This window comes from Streptomyces sp. AHA2 (genome assembly GCF_036857595.1).
In the GTDB taxonomy this organism is placed as follows: domain Bacteria; phylum Actinomycetota; class Actinomycetes; order Streptomycetales; family Streptomycetaceae; genus Streptomyces.
This window is the reverse complement of record NZ_JAUQWJ010000001.1, coordinates 275,976-293,735: the sequence shown is the minus strand read 5'-3', so window position 1 is coordinate 293,735 and position 17,760 is coordinate 275,976. Positions and strand designations below refer to the sequence as shown.

Below are 17,760 nucleotides of genomic sequence, written 5' to 3'. Positions count from 1 at the left end.
CTGACCTGGCCGTTCCTACGGTATGGCGACACACAACCGTCCCCGCAGAACGCCAGGAAGTGGTGCCGATGTCGTCGCCCGCGACAGCTCCCCCCGCCCCGTCCAACCTCAAGCGCATCGTCGCCGCCAGCCTGATCGGCACCACCATCGAGTGGTACGACTTCTTCCTCTACGGCTCCGCCGCCGCGCTCGTGTTCAACAAGCTGTTCTTCCCGGACTCCGATCCGCTGGTGGGCACGCTGCTGTCGTTCCTCACCTACGCCGTGGGCTTCGCGGCCCGGCCGCTGGGCGCGCTGGTGTTCGGGCACTACGGCGACCGGCTCGGGCGCAAGAAGCTGCTCGTGCTCAGCCTGCTGCTGATGGGCGGGGCGACCTTCGCGATCGGGCTGCTGCCGACACACGCCACCATCGGCAGCGCCGCCCCCGTCCTGCTCACCGTGCTCCGGCTGGTGCAGGGATTCGCACTGGGCGGTGAATGGGGCGGGGCCGTGCTGCTCGTGTCGGAGCACGGCGACGCGCGGCGGCGGGGCTTTTGGGCCTCGTGGCCGCAGACCGGCGCCCCGGCCGGCCAGTTGCTCGCCACCGGCGTGCTGTCGCTGCTCACCGCCGTGCTGTCCGACGCCGCGTTCGGCAGCTGGGGCTGGCGCATCCCGTTCCTGCTCTCCGGCCTGCTGGTGATCGTCGGTATGTGGATTCGCCTGTCCGTCGACGAATCACCCGTCTTCAAGGAGGCACTGGCACAGGCGGAGGCCCGCAAGGCGGCCGCCGTGCCGACGGAGGCGGAGAAGGCACCCCTGGTCGCCGTGTTGCGCCACCACTGGCGTGACGTCCTGGTCGCTATGGGCGCCCGCATGGCGGAGAACATCAGCTACTACGTGATCACCGCCTTCATCCTCGTCTACGCCACCACCTCGGCCGGCGTGTCCAAGCAGACGGCCCTCAACGCCGTGCTGATCGCCTCCGCCGTGCACTTCGCCGTCATCCCCGCGTGGGGCGCTCTCTCCGACCGGATCGGCCGCCGCCCGGTGTATCTCGTCGGCGCGGTCGGGGTCGGGCTGTGGATGTTCCCGTTCTTCGCCCTGATCGACACCGGCGGCTTCGGCAGTCTGCTCCTGGCCGTCACCGTCGGCCTGGTGCTGCACGGTGCGATGTACGCGCCCCAGGCCGCCTTCTTCTCCGAGATGTTCGCGACCCGGATGCGGTACTCCGGCGCGTCCATCGGTGCCCAGTTCGCCTCGGTCGCGGCGGGCGCGCCCGCGCCGCTGATCGCCACCGCGCTGCTGTCCGACTACGGCAGCTCCACACCGATCGCCCTGTACGTCATCGCCTCCGCGCTCCTGACGGTCGTCGCGGTGGCGGCGGCCAAGGAGACCCACCGGCGGGACCTGGCGGACGTCGCCGCCCCTGACACCGGCGCCACCTCCGTCCCGGCGAAGGCCGCGACGGAGGACGCCCGTACCGCCTGAGGAACCCCAGGGCCGTGACGCCCCCGCACGCTCCCGGCGTGCGGGGGCGTCACGGCCGTTCGGGTGCCGACAACCGGTGCAGGCGCAGGGCGAGCTGGATCTCCAGGGCACGCGCCGGGCTCTGCCAGTCGGCGCCGAGGAGGCGGCCGACGCGTTCCAGGCGCTGGGCGACGGTGTTCACGTGGACGTGCAGGGCGTCCTTGGTGCGGGCGGGGCTCATGCCGCTGGCGAAGTACGCGTCGAGGGTGCGCAGCAGCTCGGTCCCGCGCCGCCGGTCGTAGTCGACGACCTGGCCGATCGTCCGGTCGACGAAGCCCGGGACGTCCCGGTCTCCGGCCAGGAGCAACCCGAGGAAGCCGAAGTCCTCGGCGGCGGCACCGTCACCGCGGCGGCCGAGCAGACGCAGGGCGTCGAGGCAGCGCCCGGCCTCCGCGTAGGCCGCGGCCACGGCGTCGGGACGGGCGGCGAGCTCGGCGGCGGGCGCGGAGGCGCCGACGGTGACCGGGGCGTGGACCGCCGTGCCGAGGTGCCGGGCGGCCCGGCGGGCCACGGCGGTGGCGGTGTCCCCGGGGCCGAGGGGCAACAGCAGGACCGTGCCGCCGTCGCGTGCGGCGGCCAGGCCGTGACGGGTGGCGGCGAGGTGGGAGGCGGCGGCGGCCAGACGTCTGCGGGCGTCCGCCTCCTGTTCGGCGTCGCCCGGGACCTCGGCAGCGGCGTCCTCCAGCCGCGCGGCCAGCACCACGTGCACGGCGTCGAGGTCGGCGTCGAGCCGGGCCGCGCGCTCCCGCAGCAGGCGCGGATCCCGGTCGCGCGCGTCCAGCAGGTCGTCCAGCAGCTCGCCGCGGACGCGTTGTTCGGCGTCGGCGGCGGATCTGCGGGCCAGGAGCAGCAGGGAGGTGACCATGGCGGCCCGCTCCAGGGTGCGCTGGTCCACGGGGTCGAGCCCCGGCTGGCCGTGCAGGACGAGCGCGCCGAGCAGCTCCCCGCCGGCGGCCACGGCGGCGATCCAGTCGTCCTCGTGCCGCACCGCGTGGCCCTCCGCGCGAGAGGCCTCCACAGGCCGAGCCGGTGCGGCGGCGGCCTCGGTGAACTCGACCGTGCCGTCCAGGATCTCGGAGACAGCGGCGGCCACGTCGTGCACCCCGCCGCCCCGCAGGACCAGCTCGGCGAGCCGGTCGTGCACGTCGGAGGCGCGTTCGATGACGCCGCTGCGGTCCCGGATGATCTCGTTGGCCCGCTCCAGACCGGCGAGGGCGGACCGGGTCTCGGCGAGCAGGTTGGCGGTGTCGATGGCGGCCGCGGCCAGCGCGGCGAAGGAGCCGAGCAGGGCGATCTGCTCCCGCTCGAAGACCCGGGCGCGCCGGTCCGCCGCGAACAGCACGCCGATGACGTGGTGCCCGAGGCTCAGCGGCACGCCGAGGATGGCCACGAGCCCCTCGTCCCGCACGCCCGCGTCAATGGTGAGCGTGTGCTGGAAACGGTCGTCCTTGAAGTAGTCGTCGGTGACGTAGGGGCGCGCGGTCTGGGCGACCAGGCCGCCGAGGCCCTCCCCCATGCCGAGCCGCAACTGCTGGAAGCGGGCCGCGACCGAGCCCTCGGTGACCCGCATGTACGTGTCGCCGCGCTCCGGGTCGTTCAGGCTGAGGTAGGCGACGTCCGTGCCCAGCAGCGACCGGGCGCGCTGCACGATCGCCTGCAGCACGGCGTCCAGGTCGCGCAGCCCGGCGAGGTCGTGGGCGGTCTCGAACAGCGCGGACAGCTCGGCCTCGCGGCGGCGCCGCCCCTCCAGCTCCGCGCGCACCCGCAGCGCGAGCGGCTTGGCGTGCGCGAGCGCGGCGATCCACTCCGCGGGCCGGCCTTCGGCGCGCGCGAGCAGCTCGGGCTGTTCGTAGGCGTCGGCGGAGGCGCCCCGCGCCAGCAGTTCGAGGAACGGCGTCTCGGCACCGGCCGGGAACGTCTGCGCCCGCTCCAAGGGCACGCCGGCACCGCCCGGCGGCACTCCGACACCGCCCGGCGGCCGCGCGGCGCCTGCGGCCGGCACCCCGGCCCCGGCGGACGCCACGGCAACCCCCGCCGGCGGCACTCCGGCCCCGGCGGGCGGCACGGCAGCCTCCGCCGACGGCACCCCGGCCCCGGCGGACGGCACCCCGGCCCCGGCGGACGGCACCCCGGCCCCGGCGGACGGCACCGCAGCGCCCGCCGACGGCTCCGCGCGGACCGGGGGCCGCGAGTCACCGGCCATCGGCTCCCCGCCACGGGCCGGTGACGTCGAGTCCCGGGCCCGGGACGACGGCGGTGCGGCCGCCCCCGTGGGGCGCTCGGCCGGCTGGACGTGATCGCTGGACATGCCCACAGGATTCACCATGACCAGACCGTCCCGTCAGCCCTGTGGACAACTCCCGGGCGACGGGCCCCGGCCGTCAGTGGGCGGTCCAGCCGCCGTCGAGGACGAGCGAGGTGCCGGTCACGAAGGACGCCTGCGGCGCGCACAGGTACGCCACGGCCTCGGCGACCTCCTCCGGCTCGATCAGCCGCTTGACGGCGCTGTCCTGCAGCAGCACCTCGGCCAGCACCCGCTCCTCCGGGATGCCGTGGGCCCGCGCCTGGTCGGCGATCTGCTGCTCGACCAGTGGGGTGCGCACATAGCCGGGGTTCACACAGTTCGAGGTGACTCCATGGGCGGCGCCCTCCAGCGCGGCGGTCTTGGAGAGCCCCTCCAGCCCGTGTTTGGCGGCCACATAGGCCGACTTGTAGGCGGAGGCGCGCAGCCCATGGACGGACGACACATTGACGATGCGGCCCCAGCCCTGGCCGTACATGTGGGGCAGGGCACCGCGGATGAGCCGGAACGGCGCTTCCAGCATCACGGTCAGCACCGTGTGGAAGACGTCCGGCGGGAAGTCCTCCAGGGGGCGCACGAGCTGGAGCCCCGCGTTGTTGACCAGGACGTCGGTACCGGCGGCGGCGAGTTCGGCGGCGTCCAGGTCGGTGAGGTCCAAGACGTGCGGTTCGACCGTGCCGGGAAGTCCGCGGCCCTGCCCGGCAAGCCGTTCCAGGCCCGCGGCGTCCCGGTCGACGGCTCTCACCTTGGCTCCGGCGGCCGCGAGCCGCAGCGCGCAGGCACGGCCGATGCCGCCGGCGGCGCCGGTGACGAGCGCGGTGCGGCCGCCCAGGTCGAGCGGGGAGGCGTGGGGAGCCATGAGGGCACGAGGCGCGGTCATGCCTCCGACCCTAGGCAGCGCCCTCGCCTCACCCCATGTGGTGTGGCCCCATACTTCAGCCCGCGGAGGTGGGGTCGAACCATGTGGGACCGTCGGACATGGCTTGCTTGATCCGCAGCAGATCGGACTCGTTCAGCTCGGGCAGGGCATCGATGTCGAACCAGGCCACGTCCAGCGACTCGTCATCGTTGACCCGGGCCTCACCCCCGACGGCTCGGCAGCGGAAGGTGATGTCCATGTACTGGCAGGTGTCGCCGTTGTCGTAGGTGACGGGCTGCAGCGCCTGGACCACGACGACCCGTTCGGCGACGCAGTGCACGCCCGTCTCCTCGTACACCTCCCGCACGGCGCAGGCCGCCGGCTGCTCGCCCGGGTCCGGGATGCCGCCGAGCACGGACCACCTGCGGGTGTCGGCCCGGCGGTTGAGCAGCACCCTGCCCTCGTCGTCGAAGACGAGGGCGGTGACGCCGGGGAGCCAGAGCAGCTGATGACCGGCCGAGGCGCGAAGGGTGCGGATGAAGTCGGGAGTAGCCATGCTCCGACCCTAAGCGGCCGCCCCCGGCGCCCCGGCCCGTTCGGAGCGGTGTGCGCCGGGCGTACGGCTACACGCCACCGGCGCGTCGCCCGCGCGAAGCGGTGACCGCGGCCCAGCCGAGCCCGCCGGCGGCGACCAGCACGAGCGCGATCTCCGGGAGGACGCCGAGCCGGGTGGCCGGGGTCTGCGAGGACCGGAGCGGTACCTTCTGCACGAGCGAGTCGGCCACGAACATGCCGGTCTTCTGGGTGATCGTGCCGTCCGGCATGATGAAGGCGCTGACGCCGCTGGTCACCGGCACGGCCACGGTCCGGCTGTGCTCCACCGCGCGGACGCGGGACATGGCGAGCTGCTGGTAGGTCATCTCGCTGCGGTCGAAGGTGGCGTTGTTGGACGGCACGGAGATCATCTGCGCGCCGTCCGTGACCTCGGAGCGCACGGCCCAGTCGAAGGCGGCCTCGTAGCAGGTGACCAGGCCGACCTTGGCGCCGTGCAGGGTGAACACGCCCGGTTCGGTGCCGCGGGTGAAGTCCTGGCGGACCATCTCCGTCCAGCTCTTGTTGATCGCGCCGATGAGCGGGCGCAGCGGCAGGTACTCGCCGAAGGGCTGGATCTGGCGCTTGTCGTAGGTGTCGACGGGTCCCTCGGCCGGGTCCCAGAGAATCTGCTCGTTGTACAGCTTGCCGTCGCGTTCGACGACGCCGCCGACCGAGATCGGCACCCCGACGGCCTTGGCCGCAGAGTCGATGACCGCCCGGGCGTCGGCGTTGGCGAAGGGGTCGATGTCGGAGGAGTTCTCCGGCCACAGCACGAAGTCGGGGCGCGCCGTCCTCCCGGCCCGGACCTCGGCGGCCAGGCGCCGCGTCTCGCGGGCGTGGTAGTCGAGCACGGCGCGCCGCTGGGCGTTGAACTCCAGGCCGGCCCGGGGCACGTTGCCCTGGATCACGGCCACGGTGACGCTGCCGTCCTCGGCCTTGTCGCTGACCAGCGGCCGGGCCGCCACGGCTCCCAGGACGGGGACGGCCAGGCTGAGCAGGCCCACGGCAGCCGCGGCGCGCCGCGTCTCGCCGGTCCGCCGCCGGGCGACGGCCGTCCGGACGACGTCGTACAGGCCGAAGCCGCACAGCGCGACCGCGAAGCCGAGCACGGGGGTGCCGCCCACCGCGGCGAGCGGCAGGAACGGCCCGTCCGCCTGCCCGAAGGCGACCTTGCCCCAGGGGAAGCCCTCGAAGGGCACACGCGCGCGTGCCGCCTCACCGGCGATCCACACGGCGGCGGCCCACACGGGTGCGCCGGGCAGCTTCGACACGGCCGCCACACCGGCACCGGCCGCGCCGACGAAGAGGGCCTCGATGACCACCAGGGCGAGCCACGGCCCCGGCCCGACCTCCACCCCGGTCCACACCAGCAGCGGCAGCAGGAAGCCGAGTCCGAAGAGGTACCCCAGCCCGAACCCGGCCTTCCAGCCCCGGCCGTGCAGCACCCGGCCGAGGACGGCGAAGGCCGGCAGGGCCAGCCACCACAGGGTGCGGGGCGGGAAGCTGACGTAGAGGAGCAGGCCGGCGAGGGCGGCTGCGGCGGCCGGGACGAGACGTGCGAGCCGGTGGCTCCACGTCCGGGCACCGCGTGCGACACGCGGCTCCAGCCGGTCCGACTCGCCGACGGACGTTGCGGTGACGGTCACTCCCGGAGTGTACGGCGAGTGATGTCGGGGCCGACAGCACGATCCGTCGGCGCTCTCCGGGGCACGCTCCCCTGGGCCAGGGGCCCGTGCTGCGGATGCCGAGGGTGCCGGTCGTCGCCGCCACCGTCCGCGACGGCCGGGTGCCGTCGGGCGACCCCGCGCCCCACCGCCCCCCACGCCGTCCACAAGGAGGGCCGCACGGCCGCTCGTGTTCGTTTCGTCACGGCGCATCCCCAAAACCTTCACCAGCCGTTACGGTGTGCCGAAGCCTTGGTCGTGCGGCCCGCAGCGGCCCGTGCGGCCGGGGTCCTCACAGGTCAGGGGCTAGGGCGCCGGGGGGCGTGCGGGGTGGGTTCCAGTGGGATGACGTCCGCGTCGGGTCCGGACGCGGACGGTGACGGACGCAGCGCGGCGGACGCCGCGGGCGTGGTGGTGCTCGGGGCCTGCGCCGGCTGGTCCCTGATCACGGCGGCCGCGCACGACGGCCGGCCCGAGGGGGTGCTCCTCGCGGTACTGGCGGTCGCGGCCGGGTACGCCGCAGGCCGGATCGGCGGAGCCGTGGCGCCGGCCGGCGCTCCCGTGGCCGCGGCCCTGGCGGGCATCGCGCTCACGCTGACCGTGCCGCACCTGGCCCCGGGCCCCCAGATCGGCGCGCCCCTGGGGCACGCCGGGGCCACCGCCGCCGTGCTGACGCTGTCGGCCGGGGCCGCGTGCTGCGCCGCCTGGGGGGCGTCCGCCCCGGCCCTGCGGTTCGCCCTGCGGCTGCTCGCCGCCGGCACCGCCGTCCTCGCGGCCCTGCTCGGCTCCCCCACGGGGTGCGTGACCTGCACGGCCGTGCTGCTGTGCTCGCTGGCCGCCGGTCGCACCCCGCACCGCGGTACCGCCCTGGCCGTCCTGGCCTCGGTCGTCGCGCTGGTGACCGGACTGACCTGGTCGATCGCCGCGCGGGCCGTGCCGAGCGGATCGGGCAGCGCGGTGGAGGAGCGGCTTACCCCGCACCGGGTGGATCTGTGGCAGGACGCGTGGCGTCTGCTGGCCGAGGAGCCGGCCCTGGGCGCGGGGCCCGGCCGCTTCGGGGAACTGAGCGCGACGTCGGCCCACGCGCTGCTGTCCGACGGCAAACCGCATTCCGCGGCGCTGCAGCAGGCGGCCGAGCAGGGCATCGTCGGCGTGGTCCTGCTGGCGGCGGCGTTCGGCTGGGTCCTGTACGCGCTGTGGCGCGGTCCGCGTCCCACGCCGGTGGCACTCACGGCGGGCGCGGCCCTGACGGCACTCGCCTTGATCGCGGCGGTGGGCAACGCGCTCAGTTTCACCGCCGTCTCGGTGGGCGCGGGCCTGCTGGCGGGCATGGCCACGGCGCGCCCCCTGCCGGCCGGCCCGGCGAGCCGGGCCCCGGAGGAGTCGCGGTCACGGAACGCGGGTCACGCACCCGCCTGACGGCGGGGCGGCCGCGGCCTCCGGATCACGCGGCGCGGAGCGCGAAGGGACGCGCCCGCCCGTACCCGCTTCAGTGCGCGGCGGCTCCCGGCCTGCCGGGCCGCAGCCGCTCCTCGATGACCCGGACCGCCGCCTCCGCGTCGTCGACGGTGACCGTGAACGTGTGGCCGTCCCACAGTTCCAGGACCACGCCCTCGCCGCGCCGCACGACCACCGCCGTCCCCTTCTCGGGCCGCCACCGGTAGCCCCAGCCTCCCCAGTGCCGCGGGGTCACGTGCGAGGTGTACGTGGCACCGACGACCTGGGACAGGGGGATGCGCCGGCGCGGCAGGCCCATGTGGCCGCAGCGGACCTCGAGGTGGTCCTCGTCCACCCGGAGGGCCACGTGCACGAAGGCGAGCGTCCCGAAGAGGACCAGCAGGCCGGCGGCGATGCACCCGACGACGGCCATCACGAGCGGGGCGATGCCGGACTTCCACGCCGAGTCCACCGCCAGCGCGATGCCCAGGGCCAGACAGGCGGCGCCCGCGAGCGCCAGCAGCCACTGGGCCCTGTTGGTCGCACGACCGGTCCAGACGTCGGGGTACCGATGGGTGGCGTTCTCGCCGTGGGGGTGGTCCCTCATGCCATCGAGGTTACTCAGGATTCGCTGTGCTGGTACCTCGTGGCGGAGGGTGACTGCGCCGGCCGTGCGTCGCGCCCGGCGCGACGCGCCGACGCCCGCCGTGGCCCCCACGGCCCGCGTCGGACGAACGGCGCCCGCCAGCCGCGGCGTTCACCGCGCGGGCGTGACCGCCTGCAGCAGACGGCCCTCGGCGTACGCCAGGGCCGGCTCGGGCAGCGCGCCCTCGCGTCCGCTCAGCAGCACGGTGAGGGTGCCGTCGGGTGCGGCGTCCGGCGCGGGCTGCTCGCCGAGCCGGCGCAGGGCCTGGGCGGCCACGGCGCCGGCGGAGCCGTGCAGCACCAGGGGCGGGTGGCCCGGGCGCTGGACGGCGGCCCGGATGCGCTCGGCGACCAGTTCGTAGTGGGTGCAGCCCAGGACGACCGTGGTCACCTCCTCGGGCGTGAGGGCGGCGGCAGCGGCGACGGCGGCGTCGATCGCCGCCTCGTCCGCGCGCTCCACGGCCTCGGCCAGGCCCCAGCAGGGCACCTCGGTGACGGGCACCCCGTCGGCGAAGTCCCTGATCAGGTTCTGCTGGTAGGGGCTGCCGGTGGTGGCCGGGGTGGCCCAGATGGCCAGGTGGCCGCCACCGGCCGCGGCCGGCTTGATCGCGGGCACGGTGCCGATGACCGGCAGCTGCGGTTCGAGGCGGGCGCGCAGGGCGGTGAGGGCGTGCACCGTCGCGGTGTTGCAGCCGACGATGAGGGCGTCGGGGCGGCGCGCGGCGGCCGCTTCGGCCACGGCCAGGGCGCGGCCGGTCAGGTCCTCCGGCGTCCTCGGGCCCCACGGCATGCCGTCGGGGTCCAGGGAGAGCACGAGATCGGCGTCGGGGCGAAGCCGCCGTACCGCTGCGGTGGCCGCCAGCAGACCGATTCCGGAGTCCATGAGCGCGATCTTCACCCGATCACGATAGACGATGAGCGGCTTCCGGCCGGTGCCGTGGGGGAGACTGCGCGCGTGAGCGCCGTTGTGTGGACTGCCGCTGGATCACTGCTCGCCTGGTTGTGGCTGCTGCTCGGCCAGGGCTTCTTCTGGCGCACGGACGTGCGCCTGCCGCGGCGGCGGGAGCCCGACGTGTGGCCGCCGGTGTGCGTGGTGGTCCCGGCCCGTGACGAGGCCGCGGTGCTGCCGGACGCGCTGCCGTCGCTGCTGGGGCAGGAGTACCCGGGCCGGGCGGAGGTCTTCCTGGTCGACGACGGCAGCACGGACGGCACCGGGGAGCTGGCGCGGGAACTGGCGCGGCGGCACGGCGGGCTGCCGCTGACGGTCGCCTCCCCCGGTGAGCCGCCCGCGGGCTGGACCGGCAAGCTGTGGGCGGTACGCCACGGGATCGCCCTGGCACGCGCGCGTGATCCGGAGTACCTGCTGCTCACGGACGCCGACATCGCGCATCGGCCGGACAGTCTGCGCGAGCTGGTGGCGGCGGCCGGTTCGGGCGGATTCGACGTCGTGTCGCAGATGGCGCGCCTGCGGGTGGAGAGCGCCTGGGAGCGGCTCGTGGTGCCGGCGTTCGTCTACTTCTTCGCTCAGCTCTATCCCTTCCGCCGGATCGGCGGGCGGGGCTCCCGCACGGCGGCCGCGGCCGGTGGTTGCGTGCTGCTGCGGGCGGACGCCGCGGCGCGGGCGCGGATCCCGGACGCCATCCGGCACGCGGTGATCGACGACGTGGCGCTCGCGCGGGCCGTGAAGGGCGCGGGTGGCCGGGTCTGGCTGGGGCTGGCCGACCGGGTGGACAGTGTGCGGCCCTATCCGCGGCTGCACGACCTGTGGCGGATGGTGTCGCGCAGTGCCTACGCGCAGCTGCGGCACAACCCGCTGGTGCTGGCCGGGACGGTCGCCGGGCTGGTCCTGGTGTACCTCGTGCCGCCGGTGACCCTGGCCGCCGGTGTGGCGGCGGGCGGTGCGGCGGCGGCCGTCGCGGGCGGTCTCGCCTGGCTGATCATGGCGGGGACGTACGTCCCGATGCTCCGTTACTACCGGCAGCCGTGGTGGCTCGCTCCGCTGCTGCCGTTCACCGCGTGCCTCTACCTCCTGATGACGGTCGACTCGGCGGTGCAGCACCACCGGGGGCGCGGTGCGGCCTGGAAGGGCCGCACCTACGCGCGCCCGGAGGCCGTCCCGGACGAGGGCTGACGGCCTTCCGGTCGTGTCACTTCCTGCCGGGGGTCCAGTTCATGCCCCACCCGTAGGCGTGGTCGACGGTCCGCTGCGGGCTCACGCCCCGCTCGGGCACCAGGTAGCGCGCCTCCCGCCGGACGACGAGGTCGCCGCCGGTGTTGGTGATGAGGGCCAGCGCGCACACGAGCGAGGGGACCGTGCACTCGTCGAGGGAGAAGTCGATGGGCGCCCCGTGCTGCGGCCGGAGCGTGACGGTGGCGTGCAGGTCGGCGAAGGAGCGGGCGCCCTCGTAGATGGTGACGAAGACGAGGATGCGCCGGAAGGCGTGCTTGTGGTCGAGGTTGACGGTGAGGTTCTCACCGGCCGCCGACGCGCCGGTGCGGTCGTCGCCGTCGAGGTGGATGTACGGGGGCCGGTGCAGCGATCCGAAGCTGTTGCCGAGGGCCTGCACGACGCCCTTGCTGCCGTCGGTGAGTTCGTACAGGGCGCACAGGTCGAGGTCGAGGTCGGAGTGCAGCGCGGTGGGACGGCCGAACTTGCTGCTCCAGCCCGAGAACTGCTTGCGCACCTCCCAGTTGAGATTCACGTGCAGGGCACCGGAGGTGCCGCCCTGCTTAGTGAGCGAGACGGAGGGGGCGCTCTTGGTGAGCGTCACCTTGGTGAGGCGCACGGGCTCGGGCGCCGGGGGTGCGGTCACCGGGGGTGCGGGGGGCGGGGACGGAGTGACGGGCCGCGCGGTCGCCGGCGGCGCGGCGGTGGGCGGAGCGACGGCGGGGGCCGGGGGCGCCTGTTGCGGCTCGTCCACCGTGATGCCGTAGTCCGTGGCCAGTCCCTCGAGGCCGCTGTCGTAGCCCTGTCCGACGGCGCGGAACTTCCAGGCGCCCTGGCGGCGGTAGAACTCCCCCAGCACGAAGGCGGTCTCGGTGGTGGCGCCCGGATTGTCGAAGCGGGCGACGGTGGCGCCCGCCCCGGCGTCGCGGACCTCGATGTACAGGCCCGGGACCTGTCCGAACGCGCCGCCGTCCGTGGAGGCGGCGAGGACGATCGTCTCGATGGCGGGCTCCACGCGCGCGAGGTCGACGAGGAGCGTGTCCGTCACCTGCCCGCCGGCGTCGCGCTTGCCCTCGTGCCGGATCGCGCCGGAGGAGTGCGCGGGCTGGTTGTAGAAGACGAAGTCCGCGTCCGAGCGGACCTTCCCGCCGACCAGAAGGAGGCCGGAGGCGTCGGCGTCGGGCACGCCCGGACCGGTGCGCCAGCCCAGTTCGACCCGCAGCGCCCCGGTGGGCACCGGAGTGTTGGACCCTTTCGTCATGTTCATGTCCGCCCCCATTGCCGATCATCGCTCCGGGCACTTCCCGGACGTCCGTCGAGTTCCGTCCGCACAACCTATTCCTCCGCGCGGTGAACTCCCATGCACGACCGGCGAGAACACCGCCGGTCAACCGTCGGTAACCCGCCTGGAACTCGGCCTTTACACGATCTACGCCTCACCCGGCGCCCTTTTTTGCCGAGTTCGCTCGCATTGGGGATCCCGGGTCACTGCGAGCACGCAAAACAACCCTCTTATCGGTCTCCCCAACCAGCACATCGTGGGCTTAACTTATGTGCCATGACCTCCCCCCGCTCCACCTATGGCGGCGGCTACTACTCCGCCTCCTTCCCGGACACCCCGATCTACGACAAGCTCGTCGCCGAGCGGGGCACCCCGCAGATCGCCCCGATCCGGGTCCCCGCTCAGTACGACATGCCGGGCGGCAACCTCCCCGCCCTGCCCTCGGCGCTGCCCGCCCTCCCGGCAGCCCCGTCCCAGCCCGTCTACGGCTATCCGCAGGCGCAGCAGCCGGCCCCGCTGCAGCAGGCGCCCGCGGCGTACATCCCGCAGCAGGCGACCGCTCCGCGCGGCTATCCCGGACCGCAGCAGCCGCGCCCCGCGGCACCCACGGGGTACGAGGCGATGCGCCCCGCGGCTGCCCGGCCGGCCCCGGCGCCCTATCAGGACCCGTACCAGAGCCAGCAGTACCGCGGGTACTGAGCCGCCCCCGGGGCCGTCATCGCCTGCTGGCACGATGGCCCCATGGGGAACGCTCACCTGCACTCGATCCACGTCCACCCGGTCAAGGCGGTCCGGGGCCTCGCGCCCGGTGAGGCCGCCGTGGAGCCCTGGGGGCTGGCCGGCGACCGGCGCTGGGCCGTGGTCGACGACGGGGGAAAGGTCCTCACGCAACGCCGGCTGCCACGCCTGGCCCTCGCCGCCGCCGAACTGCTGCCCGGTGGCGGCGTCCGGCTGTCCGCGCCCGGTATGGAGCCGCTGACGGTGCCCGTCCCGCGGGAGGCGGGCACGGTGCCGATGGAGATCTTCCGCGACAAGGTCGAGGCGGTCCCGGCCGAGGGCGCCGACGCGCACGCCTGGTGGAGCTCCTACCTCGGAGTCGGCGCGCGCATGGTGCACATGGACGACCCGGCCACGCGCCGCCCGGTCGCGCCGGAGTACGCGCGGCCCGGCGACACCGTCTCCTTCGCCGACGGCTTTCCGCTGCTGCTCACCACGACCTCCTCCCTCGACGCCCTCAACACGTCGATCGCGCAAGGGGAGCACGCGCACGAGGGCCCGCTGCCGATGAACCGCTTCCGGCCGAACGTCGTCGTCGCGGGCACGCCGGCGTGGGCGGAGGACGGCTGGTCCCGACTGGCCGTGGGCGAGGTGGAGTTCCGGGTCGCCAAGCCCTGCGGGCGGTGCGTGGTCACCACCACCGACCAGGGCAGCGGCGAGCGCGGCCGGGAGCCGTTGCACTCCCTCGGCCTGCTCCGCCGCCTCGACGGCAGGCTCGTCTTCGGGCAGAACCTCGTCCCACTGTCCCGGGGCACCCTGCGCGTCGGCGATCCCGTCCGGATCCTCGCGTAGCGGTCGCGCGCGGATCGGGCCGGCGGGCGGGAACCGGTCACACAGGCCCGGGCGCCGGGCCTGTGTGAGAGATTCTTGAGAGGGCCCCGCGCGAGGTGACGGAGGGCCCCTTGCTTCGCGGGACCGGGCGGGGACGCCCACCACGGGAATCGTCACGCCGGGGGAAGGGGGCGCGGGCCGTGCGAGCGATCAGCGGACTGTGGCGCTGGCGGCGCAACCCTCTGTGCCGCGCCACCGATCTGGCCGAAGCCCGGCTCGCGTCGGCCGCCCTGCTGCTCATCCTCGTGGCCGCGCCCGTGGCCGGATGCCTCGTCGGCGGCGCCGCCCAGGAGGCCCTGCAGCGTTCCGTCCGCGCCCAGCACGAGACCCGGCACACGGCGACGGCCACCGTGGTGCGCGCGCTCGACCGCTTCCCGTCGGACGCCGATCCTGAGAGCTCCTCGGGCCGGAACCCGCGCACGCGCGTCCTCGCCGACTGGACGGCACCGGACGGAACAGGGCACCGGGGGACCGTCCTGGCGAGCCTCCATGACCCGGAACGGGGCGATCGGTTCGCGATATGGACCGACCGGCACGGCCGGCCGGTGCCCCGCCCCCTCGACTCCGCGACGGCGTCGACGCACGCCGTCCTCGCCGGCGTGGGTGCGGCGCTGCTGACGGGCGCCGCCGTCGAGGCCGGCAGACGGCTCGTCCTGTGGCGCATGGTCCGCCGCCGGTACGCCCGTTGGGACCAGGCATGGGACAGGGCGGGCCCGGACTGGGGCAGGACGGGCACCGGCAGCTGACGGCCTTCCGGCTCTGGTCAACCCACCACCCGCGCGCACGCTACGGTGGTCCGGCCGAATCCGTTCGGCACAACCCGCGCGCGAGGGAGCAGGAAGGACGCGCCGGTGCCGATACCGCGTGCGCGACCGGGCCCCCGGACCCGGTCGCGGCGGCACCGGGGTAGCGTCCCGAGGGCGAACGAGCCATCAGTACGACCGAGGTGGGGGCACGGCTACACCATGGCACAGGGCACGGTCCAGGTGACGCACACCGGTACGTCGCGGTGGCGGCGCCGCACGGGCGAGTACGCATCGCTCGCCGCGGCCCTGGAGGCAGCGGCCGACGGGGACGTGCTGACCGTCGCCCCCGGCACCTACCGGGAGAACCTCGTCCTGCAGCGCGCGATCACCCTGCGCGGCCCCGAGAACTCCCCGGGCTCGGTGCGCATCGCCCCCGCGGACGGCGTGCCGCTGACCGTGCGCGCCTCCGCGGTGGTGCACGACCTGCACGTGGAGGGCCAGGACGCCACCGCTCCGGCCGTGCTGGTGGAGGAGGGCACGCCGGAGCTGCGGGACGTACGGGTCGTGACGCGGTCGGCGGCCGGGATCGAGGTGCGCGGCAGTGCCCGGCCGACGGTGCGCCGCTGTGCGGTCGACAACCCCGCGGGCGTCGGCATCGCCGTGGTCGACGGCGCGGGCGGGGTGTTCGAGGAGTGCGAGGTCGTCGCGGCCGGCCAGGCCGGGGTGGCGGTGCGCGGGGGTGCCCACCCCCGCCTGGAGCGCTGCCGGGTGCACCACGCCTCGGGTCCGGGGCTGTCGGCGACCGGGGAGAACTCCGCGCTGGAGGCGGTGGGCTGCGAGATCTACGAGGTCCGCGGCAGCGGCGTGCAGATCACCGGCCGGGCCACCGCCCACCTCACCGACTGCGACGTGCACCGCACGACGGCCGACGGCGTCACCCTCGACACGGACGCGGTGCTGACCCTCGCGGACTGCCGCATCCACGACATCCCGGAGAACGCGGTCGACCTGCGCTCGCGCTCGGTGCTGACGCTGACCCGCACGACGGTGCGGCAGTTCGGGCGCAACGGCCTGTCGGTGTGGGACCCGGGCACCCGTGTCGACGCCAACCAGTGCGAGATCTTCGACAGTACGGGCGACTATCCGGCGGTGTGGGTGAGCGACGGCGCCACCGCGGTCCTGGAGTCCTGCCGGGTGCACGACGTGCCGGACGCCTTGTTCGTCCTCGACCGGGGCTCGCGCGCCGACGTCGTGGACAGCGACCTGTCGCAGGTGCGCAACACGGCCGTGTCGGTGAGCGACGGCGCGACGGCGCAGCTCGACGACTGCCGTATCCGGGACGCGGCGACGGGCGCCTGGTTCCGCGACCACGGCAGCGGCGGGACCCTCAGCAACTGCACGCTGTCGGGCACCCAGACGGGCGTGATCGTCACCAAGGGGGCCGATCCGGCGGTGGAGCGCTGCACGGTCGACTCCCCGGCGGAGGCCGGTGTCTACGTCTCGGCCGGGGGCCGGGGCAGCTTCGTCCACTGCCGGGTGACCGGCAGCGGCGGCTACGGCTTCCACGTGATCGACGGCAGCCGCACGACGCTGCGCAAGTGCCGCACCGAGCGGTGCGCGCGGGGCGGGTACGAGTTCGCCGACAGCGGCGCAGACCCGGCGTCCGCGGCGGGTCCGGTGGTCGAGGACTGCACGAGCGACGAGAGCGCGGGACTGCGTACGCCCGCGGCGGCGGACACGGCCGTGCAGACGGCGGCCCACTCCCCCGCTCTGCTCGGCGCGGTCCCCGGGCAGCGCACCGAACCGGCGCCCCCCGCCCCCGCTGCAGAGGCACCGGCCGAGCGGCCCGCCCGCAGCTCCAAGGACGTCCTCGGTGAACTGGACGCGCTGGTGGGCCTGGAGAGCGTCAAGCGGGAGGTGCGGGCGCTCACCGACATGATCGAGGTGGGCCGGCGGCGGCAGCAGGCCGGCCTGAAGGCCGCCTCCGTCAAGCGCCACCTGGTGTTCACCGGCTCCCCCGGCACCGGCAAGACGACCGTGGCCCGGCTGTACGGCGAGATCCTCGCCTCCCTCGGTGTGCTGGAGAAGGGCCACCTGGTCGAGGTGTCCCGGGTCGACCTGGTCGGCGAGCACATCGGCTCCACGGCGATCCGCACGCAGGAGGCGTTCGAGAAGGCCCGCGGCGGGGTGCTGTTCATCGACGAGGCGTACGCGCTGTCCCCGCAGGACGCGGGCCGCGACTTCGGCAAGGAGGCCATCGACACGCTGGTGAAGCTGATGGAGGACCACCGGGACGCGGTCGTGGTGATCGTCGCGGGCTACACGGCCGAGATGGAGCGCTTCCTGTCGGTCAACCCGGGTGTCGCCTCGCGCTTCTCACGGACCATCACCTTCAGCGACTACGGCCCCGAGGACCTGCTGCGGATCGTGGAGCAGCAGGCGGAGGAGCACGAGTACCGCCTGGCGCCGGGCGCGGCGCAGGCCCTGCTGAAGTACTTCGCCGATCTGCCGAAGGGCCCGGCGTTCGGCAACGGCCGTACCGCCCGGCAGACGTTCGAGGCGATGGTGGAGCGGCACGCGAGCCGGGTCGCCCAGGTCGCCGAGCCGACCACCGACGTCCTGACGCTGCTGTACGCCGAGGACCTGCCCGAGGTGCTGTGAGCGGGCCCGCGCCGCGCCTGGACCCGCCGCCGTCGACTCTCGTGTCGCCGTGCCGTGCTCGACCGGCAGGTCTCGCCGCTGGTACCCGTGCTGGTCCAGGCCCACGGACCCGGGAACGCCACTCCCCGCGCGGCTGGGCCGGTGCGTCTGCCCTCAGTGCACAGTGGGCGCTCACGTAGCTGCTCGGTCAGACGGGCCGCAACGCGAACTGCGCGGACATCCTCTGGCGGCTCATCTTGGTTACGCCCACCCCCACGTTCCTCGTCACGCCCCTGACGCTCCTCGCGCCG

The 17,760-nt window shown here is 74.7% G+C and carries 14 protein-coding genes; 7 read left to right on the top strand and 7 right to left on the bottom strand.

Annotation, left to right across the window (positions count from 1 at the left end; all coding sequences use genetic code 11):
• Positions 1 to 68 precede the first annotated feature (68 nt).
• On the top strand, positions 69 to 1,466 hold the full coding sequence (locus tag Q5694_RS01365; protein ID WP_333930080.1) for an MFS transporter: 1,398 nt from the start codon (positions 69 to 71) through the stop codon (positions 1,464 to 1,466).
• Between the two features lie 49 nt (positions 1,467 to 1,515).
• On the opposite strand, the gene Q5694_RS01360 is transcribed toward Q5694_RS01365, so the two are convergent.
• The 4 genes from Q5694_RS01360 to lnt all read right to left on the bottom strand — a co-directional run bounded on the left by Q5694_RS01360 (position 1,516) and on the right by lnt (position 6,906).
• Positions 1,516 to 3,831, bottom strand: coding sequence for a GAF domain-containing protein (locus tag Q5694_RS01360; protein ID WP_333930079.1), 2,316 nt, complete (start codon positions 3,829 to 3,831; stop codon positions 1,516 to 1,518).
• A 55-nt stretch (positions 3,832 to 3,886) separates the two neighbouring features.
• Entirely contained in the window at positions 3,887 to 4,687 is an 801-nt protein-coding gene (locus Q5694_RS01355; protein WP_333930078.1) for a 3-hydroxybutyrate dehydrogenase, read from the bottom strand.
• Positions 4,688 to 4,742: 55 nt separating this feature from the next.
• A complete protein-coding gene (locus Q5694_RS01350) occupies positions 4,743 to 5,222 on the bottom strand; it encodes an NUDIX hydrolase (RefSeq protein ID WP_333930077.1) in 480 nt (159 codons plus the stop codon).
• A 67-nt stretch (positions 5,223 to 5,289) separates the two neighbouring features.
• On the bottom strand, positions 5,290 to 6,906 hold the full coding sequence (lnt, locus tag Q5694_RS01345; RefSeq protein ID WP_333930076.1) for an apolipoprotein N-acyltransferase: 1,617 nt from the start codon (positions 6,904 to 6,906) through the stop codon (positions 5,290 to 5,292).
• Positions 6,907 to 7,269: 363 nt separating this feature from the next.
• Between lnt and Q5694_RS01340 the strand changes: the two genes are divergently transcribed.
• Complete coding sequence (locus Q5694_RS01340; RefSeq protein ID WP_333930075.1) at positions 7,270 to 8,343, top strand: O-antigen ligase family protein; 1,074 nt, start codon at positions 7,270 to 7,272, stop codon at positions 8,341 to 8,343.
• A 70-nt stretch (positions 8,344 to 8,413) separates the two neighbouring features.
• Here Q5694_RS01340 and Q5694_RS01335 read toward each other — a convergent pair whose 3' ends face one another.
• Positions 8,414 to 8,968 (bottom strand): hypothetical protein, encoded by a 555-nt coding sequence (locus Q5694_RS01335; RefSeq protein ID WP_333930074.1) that lies wholly within the window; start codon positions 8,966 to 8,968, stop codon positions 8,414 to 8,416.
• 150 nt (positions 8,969 to 9,118) lie between these two features.
• Positions 9,119 to 9,904: a glutamate racemase gene (locus Q5694_RS01330; RefSeq protein WP_333930073.1), complete on the bottom strand. Its 786-nt coding sequence runs from the start codon at positions 9,902 to 9,904 to the stop codon at positions 9,119 to 9,121.
• A gap of 39 nt (positions 9,905 to 9,943) precedes the next feature.
• Here Q5694_RS01330 and Q5694_RS01325 point away from each other — a divergent pair, with 39 nt between their 5' ends.
• The gene (locus Q5694_RS01325) at positions 9,944 to 11,137 is read left to right on the top strand and encodes a glycosyltransferase (protein ID WP_333930072.1); all 1,194 of its coding nucleotides are present in this window, start codon (positions 9,944 to 9,946) and stop codon (positions 11,135 to 11,137) included.
• Positions 11,138 to 11,153: 16 nt separating this feature from the next.
• Here Q5694_RS01325 and Q5694_RS01320 read toward each other — a convergent pair whose 3' ends face one another.
• On the bottom strand, positions 11,154 to 12,434 hold the full coding sequence (locus tag Q5694_RS01320; protein ID WP_333930551.1) for a TerD family protein: 1,281 nt from the start codon (positions 12,432 to 12,434) through the stop codon (positions 11,154 to 11,156).
• Positions 12,435 to 12,731: 297 nt separating this feature from the next.
• On the opposite strand from Q5694_RS01320, the gene Q5694_RS01315 reads away from it, so the two are divergent.
• From Q5694_RS01315 to Q5694_RS01300, 4 genes are all read left to right on the top strand, one after another.
• A complete protein-coding gene (locus Q5694_RS01315) occupies positions 12,732 to 13,154 on the top strand; it encodes a DUF6643 family protein (RefSeq protein WP_333930071.1) in 423 nt (140 codons plus the stop codon).
• Positions 13,155 to 13,196: 42 nt separating this feature from the next.
• Positions 13,197 to 14,024, top strand: a complete 828-nt coding sequence (locus Q5694_RS01310; protein WP_333930070.1) for an MOSC domain-containing protein — start codon at positions 13,197 to 13,199, stop codon at positions 14,022 to 14,024.
• Positions 14,025 to 14,203: 179 nt separating this feature from the next.
• Positions 14,204 to 14,809 (top strand): Rv1733c family protein, encoded by a 606-nt coding sequence (locus Q5694_RS01305; protein ID WP_333930069.1) that lies wholly within the window; start codon positions 14,204 to 14,206, stop codon positions 14,807 to 14,809.
• Positions 14,810 to 15,028: 219 nt separating this feature from the next.
• The gene (locus Q5694_RS01300) at positions 15,029 to 17,470 is read left to right on the top strand and encodes a right-handed parallel beta-helix repeat-containing protein (RefSeq protein WP_333930068.1); all 2,442 of its coding nucleotides are present in this window, start codon (positions 15,029 to 15,031) and stop codon (positions 17,468 to 17,470) included.
• Positions 17,471 to 17,760: the final 290 nt, after the last annotated feature.

Bases quoted from the DNA above. Each gene is read 5' to 3' on its own strand.
- Q5694_RS01320 (WP_333930551.1), bottom strand. From the start codon at position 12,434: ATGACGAAAGGGTCCAACACTCCGGTGCCCACCGGGGCGCTGCGGGTC.
- Q5694_RS01315 (WP_333930071.1), top strand. From the start codon at position 12,732: ATGACCTCCCCCCGCTCCACCTATGGCGGCGGCTACTACTCCGCCTCC.
- Q5694_RS01360 (WP_333930079.1), bottom strand. From the start codon at position 3,831: ATGGTGAATCCTGTGGGCATGTCCAGCGATCACGTCCAGCCGGCCGAG.
- Q5694_RS01340 (WP_333930075.1), top strand. From the start codon at position 7,270: ATGACGTCCGCGTCGGGTCCGGACGCGGACGGTGACGGACGCAGCGCG.
- Q5694_RS01365 (WP_333930080.1), top strand. From the start codon at position 69: ATGTCGTCGCCCGCGACAGCTCCCCCCGCCCCGTCCAACCTCAAGCGC.
- Q5694_RS01335 (WP_333930074.1), bottom strand. From the start codon at position 8,968: ATGAGGGACCACCCCCACGGCGAGAACGCCACCCATCGGTACCCCGAC.
- Q5694_RS01300 (WP_333930068.1), top strand. From the start codon at position 15,029: ATGGCACAGGGCACGGTCCAGGTGACGCACACCGGTACGTCGCGGTGG.
- Q5694_RS01350 (WP_333930077.1), bottom strand. From the start codon at position 5,222: ATGGCTACTCCCGACTTCATCCGCACCCTTCGCGCCTCGGCCGGTCAT.
- Q5694_RS01310 (WP_333930070.1), top strand. From the start codon at position 13,197: ATGGGGAACGCTCACCTGCACTCGATCCACGTCCACCCGGTCAAGGCG.
- Q5694_RS01355 (WP_333930078.1), bottom strand. From the start codon at position 4,687: ATGACCGCGCCTCGTGCCCTCATGGCTCCCCACGCCTCCCCGCTCGAC.